This is a genomic window from Martelella sp. AMO21009 (assembly GCF_053484295.1).
In genome coordinates, this window is the sequence record NZ_JBAKFR010000038.1 from 15,678 (window position 1) to 31,752 (window position 16,075).

The 16,075-nt window shown below is 62.7% G+C and carries 15 protein-coding genes and 1 tRNA gene; 7 read left to right on the forward strand and 9 right to left on the reverse strand.

All coding sequences use genetic code 11. The features are described 5' to 3' along the window. Positions 1 to 43: 43 nt before the first annotated feature. Positions 44 to 1,117, reverse strand: a complete 1,074-nt coding sequence (gene chvE, locus V6766_RS22920; RefSeq protein ID WP_448470549.1) for a multiple monosaccharide ABC transporter substrate-binding protein — start codon at positions 1,115 to 1,117, stop codon at positions 44 to 46. A 181-nt stretch (positions 1,118 to 1,298) separates the two neighbouring features. Next, positions 1,299 to 2,369 (reverse strand): multiple monosaccharide ABC transporter substrate-binding protein, encoded by a 1,071-nt coding sequence (gene chvE, locus V6766_RS22925; RefSeq protein ID WP_448470551.1) that lies wholly within the window; start codon positions 2,367 to 2,369, stop codon positions 1,299 to 1,301. Positions 2,370 to 2,780: 411 nt separating this feature from the next. On the opposite strand from chvE (V6766_RS22925), the gene V6766_RS22930 reads away from it, so the two are divergent. Beyond that, positions 2,781 to 2,857: transfer RNA gene (locus tag V6766_RS22930), tRNA-Arg, on the forward strand. Positions 2,858 to 2,902: 45 nt separating this feature from the next. Here the strand turns inward: V6766_RS22930 and V6766_RS22935 are convergent. Further along, positions 2,903 to 3,739: a VHL beta domain-containing protein gene (locus V6766_RS22935; RefSeq protein ID WP_448470553.1), complete on the reverse strand. Its 837-nt coding sequence runs from the start codon at positions 3,737 to 3,739 to the stop codon at positions 2,903 to 2,905. 116 nt (positions 3,740 to 3,855) lie between these two features. Between V6766_RS22935 and V6766_RS22940 the strand changes: the two genes are divergently transcribed. Next, entirely contained in the window at positions 3,856 to 4,329 is a 474-nt protein-coding gene (locus V6766_RS22940; RefSeq protein ID WP_448470555.1) for a VOC family protein, read from the forward strand. Between the two features lie 39 nt (positions 4,330 to 4,368). Here the strand turns inward: V6766_RS22940 and V6766_RS22945 are convergent, their stop codons facing one another. The 4 genes from V6766_RS22945 to V6766_RS22960 all read right to left on the reverse strand — a co-directional run bounded on the left by V6766_RS22945 (position 4,369) and on the right by V6766_RS22960 (position 8,798). Further along, positions 4,369 to 5,877 carry an AMP-binding protein gene (locus tag V6766_RS22945; RefSeq protein ID WP_448470557.1) on the reverse strand — a complete coding sequence of 503 codons (1,509 nt, stop codon included), beginning with the start codon at positions 5,875 to 5,877 and terminating at the stop codon, positions 4,369 to 4,371. Then, positions 5,874 to 7,031 (reverse strand): thiolase domain-containing protein, encoded by a 1,158-nt coding sequence (locus V6766_RS22950; RefSeq protein ID WP_448470559.1) that lies wholly within the window; start codon positions 7,029 to 7,031, stop codon positions 5,874 to 5,876. The genes V6766_RS22945 and V6766_RS22950 overlap by 4 nt, the downstream gene beginning before the upstream one ends. Before the next feature lies 1 nt (position 7,032). Then, on the reverse strand, positions 7,033 to 8,001 hold the full coding sequence (locus V6766_RS22955) for a fumarylacetoacetate hydrolase family protein (protein ID WP_448470561.1): 969 nt from the start codon (positions 7,999 to 8,001) through the stop codon (positions 7,033 to 7,035). 128 nt (positions 8,002 to 8,129) lie between these two features. Then, on the reverse strand, positions 8,130 to 8,798 hold the full coding sequence (locus V6766_RS22960; protein ID WP_448470563.1) for a TetR/AcrR family transcriptional regulator: 669 nt from the start codon (positions 8,796 to 8,798) through the stop codon (positions 8,130 to 8,132). 114 nt (positions 8,799 to 8,912) lie between these two features. Between V6766_RS22960 and V6766_RS22965 the strand changes: the two genes are divergently transcribed. The 5 genes from V6766_RS22965 to V6766_RS22985 are packed head-to-tail and all read left to right on the forward strand — an operon-like array spanning position 8,913 to position 13,500. Continuing rightward, on the forward strand, positions 8,913 to 9,986 hold the full coding sequence (locus tag V6766_RS22965; RefSeq protein WP_448470565.1) for a C4-dicarboxylate TRAP transporter substrate-binding protein: 1,074 nt from the start codon (positions 8,913 to 8,915) through the stop codon (positions 9,984 to 9,986). Between the two features lie 57 nt (positions 9,987 to 10,043). After that, positions 10,044 to 10,565: a TRAP transporter small permease subunit gene (locus V6766_RS22970; protein ID WP_448470567.1), complete on the forward strand. Its 522-nt coding sequence runs from the start codon at positions 10,044 to 10,046 to the stop codon at positions 10,563 to 10,565. Then, entirely contained in the window at positions 10,562 to 11,875 is a 1,314-nt protein-coding gene (locus tag V6766_RS22975; RefSeq protein WP_448470569.1) for a TRAP transporter large permease, read from the forward strand. The genes V6766_RS22970 and V6766_RS22975 overlap by 4 nt, the downstream gene beginning before the upstream one ends. An 11-nt stretch (positions 11,876 to 11,886) precedes the next feature. Continuing rightward, positions 11,887 to 12,894, forward strand: coding sequence for an MBL fold metallo-hydrolase (locus tag V6766_RS22980; protein ID WP_448470571.1), 1,008 nt, complete (start codon positions 11,887 to 11,889; stop codon positions 12,892 to 12,894). A gap of 18 nt (positions 12,895 to 12,912) precedes the next feature. After that, positions 12,913 to 13,500, forward strand: coding sequence for a glutathione S-transferase family protein (locus V6766_RS22985; RefSeq protein ID WP_448470573.1), 588 nt, complete (start codon positions 12,913 to 12,915; stop codon positions 13,498 to 13,500). Here the strand turns inward: V6766_RS22985 and V6766_RS22990 are convergent. After that, positions 13,467 to 15,497 carry an ATP-binding protein gene (locus V6766_RS22990; protein WP_448470575.1) on the reverse strand — a complete coding sequence of 677 codons (2,031 nt, stop codon included), beginning with the start codon at positions 15,495 to 15,497 and terminating at the stop codon, positions 13,467 to 13,469. The genes V6766_RS22985 and V6766_RS22990 overlap by 34 nt on opposite strands. 186 nt (positions 15,498 to 15,683) lie before the next feature. Beyond that, positions 15,684 to 16,064 carry a DUF4189 domain-containing protein gene (locus V6766_RS22995; RefSeq protein ID WP_448470577.1) on the reverse strand — a complete coding sequence of 127 codons (381 nt, stop codon included), beginning with the start codon at positions 16,062 to 16,064 and terminating at the stop codon, positions 15,684 to 15,686. Between the last annotated feature and the right edge of the window lie 11 nt (positions 16,065 to 16,075).

Sequence of the window (16,075 nt, forward strand, 5' to 3'; positions counted from 1 at the left end):
CCGGAAATGCCGGCGACGGGCGCATTGAGATCACCTCAGACGATCAATTCTCGATCTGCTGCATGGTGTAGTAGCCGCTGTCATCGACCAGGATCTGCTTCCAGTTGTCCTGGGTCACGATCACGGGCTCCAGCAGGTAGGACGGCACGTCCTTCTCGCCATTGTTGTAGGTGCTGGTGTCGTTGACTTCCGGCTCCTTGCCCTCGCCGATCGCTTCCACCATGCCGACAGTGACGCCGGCAAGCTTGCGGGTATCCTTGAAGATCGAGGAATACTGGTCGCCGTCGATGATCGCCTTGACGTTGGGCAGGTTGGAATCCTGACCGGTGATGATCGGCATCTTCATGTCGCCGGAGCCGTAGCCGATGCCCTTCAGCGACGAGATCGAACCCATGGCGAGGTCGTCATTGGAAGCGTAGACGCCGTGCAACGGCTTATCGGTGTAATAGGCCGAAAGCAGGTTATCCATGCGCGCCTGGGCGGCGGCGTTCGACCAGTTCAGCGTGCCGATCTTGTCCATGCCCATCTGGCCCGACGGGATCACGATATCGCCGGAATCAATCAGCGGCTGAAGCACGGACATCGCGCCATTATAGAAGAAATAGGCGTTGTTATCATCCGGCGAACCGCCGAAAAGCTCGACATTCCAGGGCTTCACATCGGGGAAGCGTTCCTTCAGGCCTTCTACGAGGCTGTTACCCTGCAAGACGCCGACCTTGTAGTTGTCGAAGGTCGCGTAATAATCGACATCCGGCGTGTTGAGGATCAGCCGGTCATAGGCGATCACCGGAATGTCGGCGGCGGCCGCATTGGCGAGCGGACCGGTGAGCGAACCGCCATCGATCGCCGCGATCACCAGAACGGTGACGCCCTTGGTGATCATGTTTTCGATCTGCGACAACTGCTGGGGAATTTCGTTTTCGGCATATTGCAGGTCGGTCTTGTAGCCGGCGGCCTTGAACTGCTCGACCATGGACGCGCCGTCCTTGTTCCAGCGGTCAAGGCCCTTGGTGGGCATGGCGATGCCAACATAGCCCTTGTCGGCGGCAAGCGCCGGCGCGGCGACAGCCATTGCCGCGACGGAGGCGGCTGCGAAAATGGAGATAATCTTTCTCATGTCTCTCTCCCGTTGAGGGCCGATATGGCCCGTCTCATGAATGCGCCTCCGACCTTGCGGAGGAACTTCGCCCAGCACCGGACACACGCCGGAAACATTGAGGCACGTAAGTCAAAACGGAACGAAGAAAAATCCTTCGCACCGGAAAGGGCGGGCGTCGCAACGCCCGCCCTTGTGGTGATTACTTGAGCTGGTCAAGGGTGTAGTAGCCGCTCTGGTCGACCAGGATTTCCTCCCAGTTGGAGGCGTCGATCGAGACCGGCGACAGCAGATAGGACGGGACCACCTTGACGCCATTGTCATAGGTCTCGGTGTCGTTGATTTCCGGCTCGCCGCCCTGAAGAAGGGCGTCCACCATGCCGACGGTCACGCGGGCAAGCTCACGGGTATCCTTGAACACCGTCGAGTACTGCTCATCGGCGATGATCGACTTGACCGAGGGGATTTCGGCATCCTGGCCGGTCACGATCGGCATCTGCTGGTCGCCGGTGCCATAGCCCACGCCCTTCAGCGAGGACAGGATGCCGATCGACAGGCCGTCATAGGGCGACAGCACGCCGTGGACCTGCTTGTCGGTGTAGTTGGCGGACAGAAGGTTGTCCATGCGGGCCTGCGCCTCCGCGCCGTCCCAGCGCAGCGTGCCGACCTGGTTCATGCCCATCTGGCCCGACGGGATTACGATATCGCCTGAGTCGATCAGCGGCTGCAGCACCGACATCGCGCCGTCATAGAAGAAATAGGCGTTGTTGTCGTCCGGCGAGCCGCCGAACAGCTCGACATTCCACGGCTTGGTGTCCGGGAAGCGCTGTTCCAGACCATCGACCAGGCTTTCGGCCTGAAGCACGCCGACCTGGAAATTGTCGAAGGTGGCGTAATAGTCGACATCCGGGCTCTCGCGGATCAGCCGGTCATAGGCGACCACCGGAATGCCCGAGGCGGCGGCATTTGCCAACGCGTTGGAAAGCGTGGTGCCGTCGATCGAGGCGATCACCAGCGCGTCGACGCCCTTGGTGATCATGTTTTCGATCTGTGACAGCTGGTTGGGAATATTATCCTCTGCATATTGCAGGTCGGTGTCGTAGCCCGCCTCCTGAAACTGCTCGACCATGGACTGCCCATCCGAAATCCAGCGCGCCGAGGATTTGGTCGGCATCGCGATCCCGATCGTTCCCTTGTCCTGCGCAAAGCTCGGCACGGCAAACGACGCAACCGTCACTGCCGCAACGGCAAATGCGGAAACTAACAATTTCATATCTCTCTCCCAATTCGCGAATATCTGTTCGCTCCGCGCCTCGGCCGGTGTGCCGGCGCTCAGGTCCTCCCCTTCGCAACCCGTGCGGTTGCAAAACGCAGATCGCGAGAGAAGGGTGTTATCAGAACGATGCCAGTGTCAAATTGAGATCAACGAAGCTGATATACCAATTCTGCTATATTTGCAGTCGGCACATTATCTAAGCCGTTGAATTTCCAGCCCGCCCGGCTGCGCGAAAACGGAACCGAAACAGAGGCGCCTTATCCTTTGGTCTAACAGGCGCGCGCCCGGGCCTACCCTCTCCCGCACACCCTCGATCGGCATCGTTTTTGACATCGCGCGATTTTTGCGATTGATGCCGCCCGCAAGCTGGGTTAAACAATCCGCGCAGGTGGCCACCGCCTGCCCGAAGCGCCCGTAGCTCAGCTGGATAGAGTGTTGGATTCCGATTCCAAAGGTCACAGGTTCGAATCCTGTCGGGCGCGCCATTTTCTCTTTTGTTCGAATAGTTCGCCCGACGCGGTCAGCGTTCCTCAGAAATCCTCGTATCTGAAGATCACGGTTTTCAGGCCGGGCGTGATCTCGGCATAGGCGCAGGCATCCTTGTCCAATTCCGCGACCCATTGGTGGCCGACATAGGTTTCCATCTCGATCGACTGGCCGGGAGCAAGGCGGGCGTAGGGTTGCCGCTTGCCGTCGAAATCGATCCAGTAGAGATCGAAGGGGAAATCGAGCGAGCGGTCGGCGGTGAACCGGATCTTGCGCTTGTCGCCCGTCGTTTGCGTGCGGTTGCCGCCGAGACAGGCTTCGACCGAGGGCACATAGATGGTCTCGTCGTCTGCAGCGGCCGGCATCGCGCCGGTGGAGGGCGGCGCGCCCCGACGGTCGACACATTCCCGGATCTTCAGCACCGCCGCGGTCGAGCCGGAAAGGTTGAAGCGCAGCGGTTTTTCACCGTTGATCGCGACCGTCAGCGCAGCCGACTGCATCAGGAATCCGACCTCATCCCGGGTCAGACTGGACACCGCATGTCCGCCCTCGAAGCCGAACTGCGAGTCGATAGCGCGATCATCGAAGGAGATCAGTGCGCCATCATAACGGTCCGCATCGCTGCGCCCGGTCGGCACGACGAGTTGCCATTTATCCTGATAGTTTTCGACGATCAGCGGCCCGGCAGGCTCCGTCTTCACCGCGCCGCAGCCCAGAAAGCCCGACATGGAATGATCGATGGCATAAACCCGCCAGCCTTTCACCTCGTCATAAGGCACGATCGCGTGTTCCTCGCGGTAATCCAGCCAGTTCGACCATGCCGCGCCGGCTTGGAAAACAATCGTCAGAATGAAGAAAATACGAAAAATAACGGCTCTCATGTCGCTGTCCCCTGCTCCACCGCATTTCCATCTCAACACTATTGCCATGGGGCTTGCATTTCGGCAATCTCACAATAGGATGATATCAACCTATCTGAAGCACGGGAGGAAGAACATTGCACAAGAACACGATCTGCATCTGGTACGACAAGGACGCCGAGGCAGCCGCGCGCTTTTATGCGGAGGTGTTTCCCGACAGCGCGGTGACGCGGGTCAATCGCGCGCCGGGCGACTATCCCTCCGGCAAGAAGGGCGACGTGCTCACCGTCGAGTTCACCGTCTGCGGCATTCCCTGCCTCGGCCTCAATGGCGGTCCGGCCTTCAGCCACACCGAGGCCTTCTCGTTTCAGATATCGACGGAGGACCAGGCGGAGACCGATCGCTATTGGGACGCGATCGTGGGCAATGGCGGCGAGGAGAGCGCCTGCGGCTGGTGCAAGGATAGATGGGGTCTCTCCTGGCAGATCACGCCCCGCACACTGATGGAGGCACTGGCGGCAGGCGGCGATGAGGCGAAGCGGGCTTTCGAGGCCATGATGCAGATGCGCAAGATCGACGTCGCGGCGATCGATGACGCCCGCAAGGGCTGATCAAGTTCGCGTCGCGAAGAGGTCAGACAGCCCTGGATGTCAGCCCTGTTCGCGTTCCCGCAACCGCAGCTCGGTTTTCAGAACCTTGCCATAGGCATTCTTCGGCAGCGCGTCCACGAAGCGATAGGCCTTGGGGCGCTTGAAGCGGGCGATCGAGGCGAGGCAATGCGCGTCAAGCTCCGCCGCGCTCAAGGCCGCGCCCGGCGCGATCACCACGAAGGCCACCACATCCTCGCCCCATTCGGCAGACGGCCGGCCGATCACCGCGACCTCGTCCACCGCAGGGTGGGTCAGCAGCGCCTCCTCGACTTCGCGCGGATAGATATTGGTGCCGCCGGAGATGATCACGTCCTTCGAGCGGTCATGCATGGTGACGTAGCCATCGGCCGACATCGCGCCGCGATCCCCGGTTCTGAGCCAGCCACCGACAAGGGCTTCCGCGCTTGCCTCCGGCGCATTCCAGTAGCCGGGCATGACGAGCGCGCCCTGCACCACGATCTCGCCGATCTCGCCCGGTTCGGCGGGCGTGCCGTCGTCGCGCAGGATATTCACCGTCACCGCCGATTGCGCCCGTCCGACCGATGTGATCCGCATCGGCCAGTCGGGATGATCCCGGTCGGCGATCTCGGCGCGCGAAAGCGCCGTGATGCCCATCGGGCATTCGCCCTGGCCGTAGATCTGTACGAATTTCGGGCCGAAATGATCGAGCGCCGCTTCGATATCGGCGCGATACATCGGACCGCCGCCATAAACGACAGTACGCAGCCCCTCGCCCCTGCTGCCGGATGCGCGGGCGGCATGGGTGAGCCGGTGCACCATGGTCGGTGCCAGGAACGCGCTGACGGAGCCATGGGCGGCGGCGATCGTGAGAAACTCATCGGCATCATAGCCGCCGGAGGGCGGGCAGATATGGCCCGCGCCGCGCAGCACGTGAACCAGCGCGTAGAGCCCCGCGCCATGGCTCATCGGCGCGGCGTAGAGTGCTGCGTCCCGGCCGGTCACGTCGTCGACATCGGCGAGATAGCTGAGCGACATGTCGGCGAGCATGGCGTGGGTTATGATCACGCCCTTGGGCCTGCCGGTGGTGCCGGATGTGTAGAACAGCCAGGCCAGTTCGCGCGGTCCGCGCTCTTGGGTCGGCAGAACCGGCATATGGGTCGCGAGGGCAAATATCTCGCCCGGCGCAGTCAGCATGGACGGGGCTTCGATGCCCTCCGCCAGGCTTTCGGAGACCAGCGCCAGCCGCGCGCCGGAATGGGAGATGATCCAGTTCGCCTCTTTCGGATGGAGCTTGGCGTTGACCGGCACCGCGGCCGCCCCCGCCTTCCAGATGCCGAACAGCGCGATCAGATATTCCGGGCAATTCTTCATGAACAGCACGACCCTGTCGCCCGGCGCGATGCCCGCTTCCTCAACGAGCCAGCGCGCAAACCCGCCGGCGCGCGCATTGAACGCGGCATAATCCGCCACAATTTCGTTGCCCACGAGCAAAGCAGGCGCTTCGGGCCAGCGCTTCGCCGCGCGATCAAGCCAGTGCGCGATATTCATGTCGCCGCCGCCTCAAGCACCGAGGCATAGTTGGCGACGCCCGAACCGCCCATGTTGAAGACCAGCGCGCGCTCCGCGCCGGCACGCTGCATGCCGCCCGCCTCGCCCAGAACCTGCCTTGCGGCCATGACATGCATCGAAACGCCGGTGGCCCCGACAGGATGGCCCTTGGCCTTCAGCCCGCCGGAAAGATTGACGGGGAGGATGCCGTCCCGCGCGACCCAGCCTTCCTCGATCGCCCGGTGGCCCTCGCCGGGTGTGGCCAGCCCCATCGCCTCATAGATCATCAGTTCGGCGATGGTGAAGCAGTCATGCACTTCCGCGACATCGATATCGCCAATGCCGAGCCCCGCCGCCTCCAGCGCGCGGCGGATCGCACGGGCAGCGCCCGTCAGTTCCGTCGCCGAACGGCGCGACATCGGCAGGAAATCGTTGACCTGGGACCGCGACCGGATGGCAACCGCCCTTGCCGCGCCCCGCGCCGCCTCGTCGCGGGTAACCACGAGTGCGGCCGCGCCATCGGAAATCAGCGAGCAATCGGTGACCTTCAGCGGATCGGCGATCATTGGATTGCGGTTGGAAACCTCCCGGCAGAAATCGAAATCGAGCGGCTTATGCATCTGCGCCAACGGGTTCGCCATGGCATTGGCGTGGTTCTTGACCGCGATCCGGGCCAGCGCATCGGTCCTGTCGCCGTATTCAGCGGCATAGGCCCGTGCGAAGCGGGCGAAGATTTCGGGGAAGGAGACGCCGGCCTCCTCCCGCTGGTCGGACGCGCCGGCAAGCCCGGCCGTCACCTCCGGCGTCGTCAGATGGGTCATCTTCTCCACGCCGATCACCAGCGCCGCATCCACCCTGCCCGCCTCGACGGCATCGAGCGCGCCCCAAAGCGCCGCCGAGCCAGAGGCGCAGGCGTTTTCAAGCCGAGTCGCGGGCGTGAAACGCAGGTCAGGATCGATATCGAGCGCCAGCGACGAGGCGAAAGCGTCGCCGACCATGCCGGAATTGAAGTGCCCGAGCCAGATGCCGCCAATCTCGGCGGCGGGAACGCCGGAATGATCCAGCGCCTCCCGCCCGGCGGCGACCACCAGTTCCGGCAGCGTTTCGGCTAGCCTTCCAAAGGGCGTATGGCCCCAACCGATGATGCGCGCCATGTCAGTCGACCTTGACCAGCCGGTTGCGCAGGATGCCGATGCCCTCGACCTCGAGCTCGACGACATCGCCCGGCGACAGGAAGCGCATGTGCTCGAGCCCGCAGCCGTTTCCGACGGTGCCCGAGCCCAGAAACTCGCCGGGCCGCAGCGTCTCGGAGGCCGAGACGTGTTCGATCACCTGTTCGAAGCTCCAGAACATCGTGCCGGTATTGCCCCGGCCCCATTCCTCGCCGTTGACGCGGCAGATCATGGTCTTGTCATTGGGATTGCCGAATTCGTCCGCCGTCACCAGGCACGGGCCCATCGGGTTGGCGGTGTCGAAATCCTTGCCCTTGGCGGGGCCAAGCTGACCGCCCATTTCGGCGGTCTGGGCATCGCGGGCGGTGAAATCGTTGAAGATCGTGTAGCCGAAGATATAGGGACGGGCATCGGCCGCCTTCACGTCCTTGGCGGTCTTGCCGATGTAGATCCCGAACTCCAGCTCGAAATCCATGAATTTGGAATAGCGCGGCCAGATCACATCGGTTTCGTGGCCGACGACGGAGAAGCGGTTGGCCTTGTAATAGATCGGCTGTTCGTAAAAGGTTTCCGGCACCGAGAGAATGCCCTTGCGGGCCATTTCCGCCTCCGCCTCTTCCGGATTATCGAACTGTCTGGCGCGCAGCTTGCGGGCCTGCTGGAAGGCCTGTTTCAGATGGGTTTCGAAGCACAGGCAATCGCGCATCTGGATCGGCGGCTCGATCGGCGCCATCAGCCGCACGGCGCTTCGCTCAACCATATGGCCGTTCGACGCCGATGCTTCGGCGTTCCGGGCGCGCTCAAGCGCCGCGTCACCGCCCTCGATCAGCCCCTGGATCGAGGCGATGGCCCCATCAGTGGCCGCCGCAAGATCAAGAATGCGTTCGCCATCGCCCAGAAGCGCGCCGGGGCGGCCGACGCCGTCGCCGCGATCATAAGTCACCAGTTTCATTGAATTTCCTCCCAAGAAACAACTTCTAGAGCATTTCCGGAAAACACCGGATCACCGGAAATGCTCTAACTTTCTGTTTTTACGCGCGTCCAGACGGAAAACCGGTATCCACTTTTCCTGGACGCGCTCTAACTGTTTGCGGTCTGGCTCCGGTCGCGGTGCTTCAGGCCGGCCGTCAGCATCGCCACGATATGGGTGGCCGCGGCAGAGGTGTCGGCCGAGTTCGCCGTGCCTCCGGAAAGCCGGGCGATGCGGCCATTGTCCATCATCACGATCATCATCGCGCCGAGCATGGTCTGGTAGGCCCAGTTCACCTCCGCCCGGGTCCAGTCCGGAAAACATTCCGCGAGCGCGTCGAGCATCATTTCCGCCACCGGATCGAAGGTTTCGCGGAAGATACCGCGCCCCTCCGAGCTCGGATCGGACAGTTCGCGCGCCAGGATGCGGCCGAAGGCGCCGTCATTGGCATCGTCGCGAAGGCCGAACATCGGCACGATCAGCGCCTTGACCACAAGCTCCACCCGCCTGTCCCAATCCGGTTCCGAACGGGCGAGTTGAAGCCCGACCACGCGCTGGCCGCGGATCGCCGGCGAGCGGGTCTCGAAAATGGCGCGGTAAAGCCCTTCCTTGGAGCCGAAATGATAGTTGATCAGCGCCACCGGCACGTCCGCTCGGGCGGCGATCTTGCGCACCGTGGTCGCGTCATATCCGTATTTGCCGAACACGGCTTCGCCGGCCGAAAGAATCTTCTCCTTCGACGTCGCACCTTGTTTTTCTTGCGCTTTTGACTCTTCCACTATGCTTTCCCGACTTGAGTTGAACAAACAATAAAAAAGCTTGAACACTTGTTCAAGTGCCATTATCCTTTTTTTTTGGAGGCACCGGCAACGGTGACAATCAGGGAGGATTTGATGAACCGAATTATCACCACACTTGCGCTTACAAGCGGCGTCGCGCTTGCCGCACTCTCGCCGGCGATGGCGCAGGAAACGCTCCGTCTCACCATCGCATCGGGCCATCCGGAGGTGTTTCTCTGGGTCAAGCACATGCACGAGACCTTCATTCCCACGGTCAATGCCGCGCTTGCAGAAAAGGGCGATGTGCAAATTGAATGGACCGAGGCCTATGGCGGCACGCTGATGAAGCTCGGCTCGGAAGCGGAAGCGCTTGAAACCGGCATTGCAGATGTCGCGATGGCCTCAGGCGTGTTTGATCCCGCGGGCATGGGCATCCTCAATATCACCTACGCCATGCCCTTCGGCCCGATCGATCCGGAAATGGTCACATCGGCGGTCGAGGACGCGCTTTACGGCACCGAGGGCCTGATCGACCAGCTCACGGATGAAACCGGCGTCGTCTATATCGGCGGCGGCGTGGCGATCGACGGCTACAACATTGCCGCCAAGCGCCCGATCCGCACCCGCGCGGACATGGACGGCATGCGCATCGGCGGCGCCGGGCCGAACCTTGCCTGGCTGAACTCCACCGGCGCGGTTGGCGTGCAGGGCAGCTACGTCACCTTCTACAATGACATCTCGACCGGGGTTTATGACGGCAATATCGGCTGGATGACCGCCAATGTGCCGGCCCGCATCTACGAGGTCGCGCCCTACTGGAACCGCACCGATTTCGGCGCGATGTATATCGGCGGCCTCGGCGTTGCCGAACGGCTCTGGGACGAGTTCTCCGACGACACCAAGGACGCCTTCCGCAAGGGCGCGGAAGCCTATTCCAAAGCCTTCTTCGAGGAGCAGGCGGCGAAATACGCGGCGAATGAAAAGACCATGATCGAGGGCGGCGGCGAGGAGATCAAGATGGAGCCCGCCGAACGCCAGGCGTGGATCGACGGCATGGACAACCCTGTGACGGCATGGCGCGATGCAGCGCTCGCCCGCGGCGAACCGGTGGACGAGATGCTGGAAATCTACCGCGACACGCTTGCCGAAGACGGCTTCACCTTCCCGCGCGACTATCTCGCCGAATAATCCGGCGCGGCCCGGCCTTCATCGCCGGGCCGTACGAAGACCAATCTGGAGAAAACCATGGCAAATGCACGCGGCCGGCCGGGCCTGCTGCTTGGCCCCATCGTCGCCGGGCTCAACGCCCTTGGCTCGGTCTGGATCATCGGCCTGATGCTGTTGATCTGCGCCGACATCATCATGCGCGGCGCCTTCAACGCGCCGATCGCGGGCGTCGCCGAAATGGTGGCGTTTTCCATCGTCGGCATCGTGTTCCTGCAGCTCGCCCACACGCTGCGTAGCGGCTCGCTGACCCGGTCCGATCTGCTGCTTATCGTCGCCGAGCGCCACAGCCCGCGGCTGAAAGGGTTTCTGCTGGCGCTCTATAATCTCGCCGGCGCTGCCATTCTGGCGATCGCGCTCTGGCACTTCCTGCCGTCATTCCTCAGCGCCTGGGACAGGCCGGAGCGGCATTTCATGGGCAATCCCGGTTTCTTCCAGATCCCGACATGGCCGCTTTACGGCCTGATGAGCATCGGCATGGCGGCGACCATCCTGCAATTCCTGGCGAACTCGCTCGCGGCGCTCAAGGGAGAAGACGTATGAGCGGCGTTGAAATCGCGCTCGGCTCGGTCGCCCTCATGCTGGTGCTGATCTATGCCGGGCTGCATGTCGCGATCGCGCTGATCCTCGTCAGCTTCGTCGGCGTCTGGGTGCTGAAGGACAATTTCGATCTCGCCGCCAACATGCTGGTCGTCGCCTTCAAGGATTCGATCACCGACCAGTTGTTCGGCGTGGTGCCGCTGTTCGTGCTGATGGGGTTGGTGGTCTCGATCTCCGGCATGGGGCGCGACACCTTCGATGTCGCGCAACAGGCCTTCCGGCGCATTCGCGGCGGGCTCGGGGTCGCGACCGTCGCGGCAAACGCCGTGTTCGCGGCGATTACCGGCATTTCGATCGCGTCGGCCGCCGTGTTCACCAAGGTCGCGGTGCCCGAAATGCGGGCACGGGGCTACACGCCGGAATTCTCGGTGGGCGTGGTGGCCGGCTCCTCGGTGCTCGGCATGCTGATCCCGCCATCGCTGCTGTTCATTCTCTACGGCATTCTGACGGAGCAATCGGTCGGCTCGCTGTTCATCGCCGGCGTCCTGCCCGGCCTGCTCCTGGCGGTGACCTATAGCATCGGCATCGTCGCCATGGCGCATCTGAGGCCCGGCTTCGTCGGCGGCCAGATGGCGCAGGAATTCGACGCTCCGCATATGGGCTGGGGCGAGATCGCCGCCAAGCTTTTGCCGATCGCGGCGCTTGTGGCGCTGGTCCTTGGCGGCATCTATGGCGGCCTGTTCACGCCGACGGAAGCCGGCGGCGCGGGCGCCGCCGGCGCGCTGGTGATCGCTCTCGTCAAGCGCCGCCTGTCATGGCGCGATTTCTGGCAGGTGCTGGTCCAGACCGGCCACACCACCGCCTCGATCTGTTTCCTGATCATCGGCGCCAGCCTCTATTCGCGCATGCTCGCCTTCACCGGCATGCCGGGCTGGCTTGGCCGCACGGTACTGGAAGCCGGATTTTCGACCGAGGGCGTGGTGCTCGCCATGGTCGTCGTGATGGTGCTGCTCGGCACCATTCTCGACAGTTCCTCGATCATGCTTCTGGTGCTGCCGATCGCGGTTCCGATCCTGAACGGTCTTGGCGTCGACCTGATCTGGCTCGGCGTGATCGCGATCCTCGCCGTCGAGATCGGGCTGCTGACGCCGCCCTTCGGCATCGCCGTCTACGTCATCAAATCAACGCTCGGTCCGGAAAGTGACATCACGCTCGGGCAGATCTTCCGCGGCGCGGCCCCGTTCGCGCTGATGATGCTGTTCGTGCTCGCGCTCGTATTCGCCTTCCCGGCCATCGCCACCGCATTACTTTAGGGAGAAGACCTATGACCAAATGGAAATACACCAAGGGACTGCACGATCTCGGCAATGGCTGCTGGGGCTATCTGGTGCCGGACGGTTCATGGGGCTGGTCCAATGCAGGCCTGATCGCCGACGGCGAGGCCACCCTGCTCGTCGACACGCTGTTTGACCTGAAATGCACCGGCGACATGCTGGCCGAGATGCGCAACGCCGTGCCGGCGTCGGAAAAGATCGGAGTCCTGGTCAATACCCATGCCGATGGCGACCACACCTTCGGCAACCAGTTGGTCAAGGGCGCGCGCATCATCGGCACCGAGGGCACGGTCACCGATTTCAACCGCTTCGATCCCAAGGTTCTGCTCGCGGTTCAAAACGATCCGAAGAAATTCGGCCGCTCCGGCGAATTCATGGCTGAATGCTTCCGCCCGTTCGACTTTTCCGGCATCGAGCTGACGCCGCCGACTGAGACCTTCAAGGACCGGATGACGATCAAGGTCGGCAACAAGACGGTGGAGCTGATCGAGGTCGGCCCCTCCCATTCGCTGGGTGACGCGCTGATCTATGTGCCGGAGGACAAGGTGCTCTACACCGGCGACATCCTGTTTTCCGCCGGCACGCCGATCGCCTGGTACGGGCCGATCGCCCGCTGGATCAACGTCTGCAACATGGTGCTGGACATGGATGTCGAGATCATCGTCGCCGGCCACGGCCCGCTGTCCACCAAGGACGACGTGCGCAAGATGCGCGACTACCTGCTCGACATCACCGAGAAGGCGCGCCCGTTCTACGAGCAGGGCGTCGACTATCTCGATGCGGCCTACAAGATCGATCTCGGCGAATATCGCGACTGGAACGATGCCGAGCGCGTTGTCGTGACGCTGCGAACGCTCTATGACGATTTCGACAATGCCCCGGTCCGGCCCACCCGCGTGCCCATTCCCTTCTTCGAGCAGATGAAGGATATGCGCGAAAGCCTCGGAAAGCCGCCGGTGCATCACGAATATTGCAGCCACGATCATCACGATCACTGAGCCTTTCGGGAGATATCCATGAAGCTGTTCCACGCGCCCGGCGCTTGCTCCGAAGGTATCCGGCTGCTGCTTGACAGGATCGGCCAACCCTACGAGATCCACGAGATCAATGTGCGGACGGGCGAGCAGCGCCAGCCCGACTATCTGGCGATCAACCCGAAGGGCAAGGTTCCCGCGCTCTTGCGCGACGACGGCAGGCTTCTGACCGAGTTTCCGGCGATCGCCTTCTGGCTTGCCCGCAAATTTCCCGAGGCGGAACTGCTGCCGACGGACCCCGATGGCGAGGCAAGAGCGCTGGAGCTGCTCGATTTCATCGTCTCATCGCTTCACATGCGCGGCACCGCGCTGGTGATGCGGCCATCGGCCTTCGCTACCTCCGCCGAGGCACAGGAAGAGGTCAAGGCGACGGGCCGGCAAATGGTCGAGAAAGGTCTGGCCCAGCTTGACCGGGAACTCGGCGACCAGAACTTCCTGATGGGCGAGCGCTTCACCCTGCCGGACGCCGCCGCCTATTACCTGCTCGGCTGGCAACCCCGCTATCAGGTGCCGCTCGGAAAACGGCTGGAGACTTACTACGCGCGGCTTTCCAGGCTCTCTCCGGCCTGAGCGATCGGAAAGGAAAGCACAACGATCGTTCCCCCGCCTTCCACGCTTTCGATATCGATGGCGGCGGCGTGGGCGGCGGCGATGCGCGACACCAGCGACAGCCCCATGCCGGTGCCCTTTATCCTGCTCGTATTGGAACCGCGCACCCTGGCCTGGAGCACCGTGCCGATTTCGTCGCTCGGAATGCCTATTCCCTGATCCTCAACGGCAATCCGGACATTGCCGCCGACAATCTCAACGGACAGCATGACCGCTCCATTGCCGGTCGGCCCCGAATATTTCACCGCATTTTCGAGAAGATTGACCAGCGCCAGATTGACCATATCGGCATCGACGCAGATCTCCGCCCCGACCGCATCCTCCGTGATATCCACGGTAATGGTGGCATCCGGCATCAGGTCCCGGCTTCTGCGGGCGGCATCCAGCACGATCGTGCTGACCGGCGTGGGGATTGCCTCCGGTTCTAGCGCCAGGCCTTGCACACGGCTGCGCTCCAGATGGATTTCAAGCACTTCGACCAGACGGGCAATGCCGCGCCGTATCCGCGCGATCCGCTGATGGTTGGCCTTGTCGTCGTCCCCGAGCCCGAGCTCCATCGTATCGACGCTGGACCGGATCGAGGCGAGCGGCGTGCGATACTGGTGCGAAATCACCTCCATGAAACGGACCTGGTTTTTCTGCTGCTGGAGTTCGGCTTCGAGCGCGGCCTCGGCGGTGCGTTTCGCCTCGGCGAGTTCGGCGGTGCGTATCTCGACCATTTCGGCCGCCCGTTGTCCGGCGCTGCGGGCGGCCTGGAGCGCTTCTTCCTGCAGGGCGGAATTGAGGCGATGGGCGGCTCTGAGCCGCCAGCTCAGCATGGCAGTGAGGAGCAGCGCCTCCAGCAGGCAGGCAATGGCGTAACCCTTGGAGGCCCAGTCTGGCAGGCCCGGAACATTCCAGTAGTAAAGGAGCATCACCGTCATGCCGACCCACAGCACCAGGAAGGCGGCGGCGCGCAGATAGCTTGCCCAGTCACCCCGCCTGATCATCACCAACCCGTAGATGGCCGCAAGCGTGACGCAAGCCAATATGAAGATGTTGCGCACCGGCGCGGTGTAGAGGTTGAGCCCCACGAAAATCGAAAGCGTGGAAACGAGACCGACGGCGCCGGAAATGGCGCAGACCCAATACATCCAGTGGCGCGGACTGGTGAGGTCGAACGCCCGCATCGTCGTCATCGCGCCGGCCAACAGGCCGAAGGACGAAAAGAAGGCCAGGAACAGATCATTGCCTCTGCCGCCATCGGAAAACAGCAGCCGCGCATAACCGAGGCTGCCGATATGATAGGCCGCCGCCGAGATCGTGCTGAGCGCCAGAAACAGATAGAGCGGATCGGGATCGAAGCGATAGAGCATGAGCTGGGTCACCAGCAGCAGCGCCATGCATCCGATCACGGCGCCACCGACCGTGGAGACCAGCGCCTTGTGCATCAGATAGTCTCTCGGCTGATAGAACCGGACGTTCACCATCATCATGACGTTTGGAGAGGCCGCGCGGATATAGATCACCTTGGGGATGCCCGCGGAAAATTCGAGCGCCACCGCATCCTCGAAACCGGACAAGGCGTCATCGGAGAGCGGACGCCCCGCGCCCAGACCGAAATGTGAGAAATCCGCCTCCGAAAGGCGGGGGCGTTCATCGGCTGCATAGACGTCCACAAACTCGACAAAGGTCGGGGTGAGCGCCATGACCGCCTGCATCGCCCTTTGCGAGGTGACCGTGATGCGCAGCCAGACCGCATCCCTGGTGAACTGCGCCGGTATCCCGCTGCCTTTCACTGGCGTAAAGACGGCATCGCCGTCGATGATATCAGCCAGCGTCAAAGTCGCTGTAGGATCGGCGAAAATCGCAAACTCCGGTTCGGACATCACATCCGCGCGCGCCGGACCGACGGCCGCAAGCATCACGGCGACAAGCACCGGAAACACGCAGAACAGAAGACGGCATTGATGGCGCAAAGGCGATTTTCTCCCTCATATCCGGCTTCGCCGGAGCATCGCCTCAACGAGACGCCGGCGGCGCAGCGAAGACGGCATGCGCACCGGCCCCGCTGCCGTTGCGGCCATTATAGCCAAGCAATGATGAGGCGCGTTGCGTCAAGGCGAAATCGCCCCGAGCGCCGGACGAAAACCTGATCACCGCTGCTATTCGAGGTTCGACGGCGCGCAGTAAGTGTCGTGAATGTTGCAGCCCTCAGCGCCACCCTCGGCGCATTTTGCCATGGCCTCATCCTGGGAGGCCTGTCTGCTGGAACCGGCGCCGATTCCCATCGCGGCCCTGCTCGTCGCCCGCGCGAGCGAAACGCACATATCCGCGCCCGAAAAGGCAATCTTGCAGTCGCCGGCGCCGCCCTTGCCGCATTCCGACATCGCCTTGTCGCTGGCCGCCGATTCGGAGTCCGCTTCGGCAAAGCCGACATCCTGGGTAGAACTGCTATAGGCAACCGCAACATTGGATTCCGCGTAGGCCGCAGCCGGCAGCGCCCATATTGCCGCGACGACGACCATTTCCAGATACTTTTTCATGTGTCCCCCTG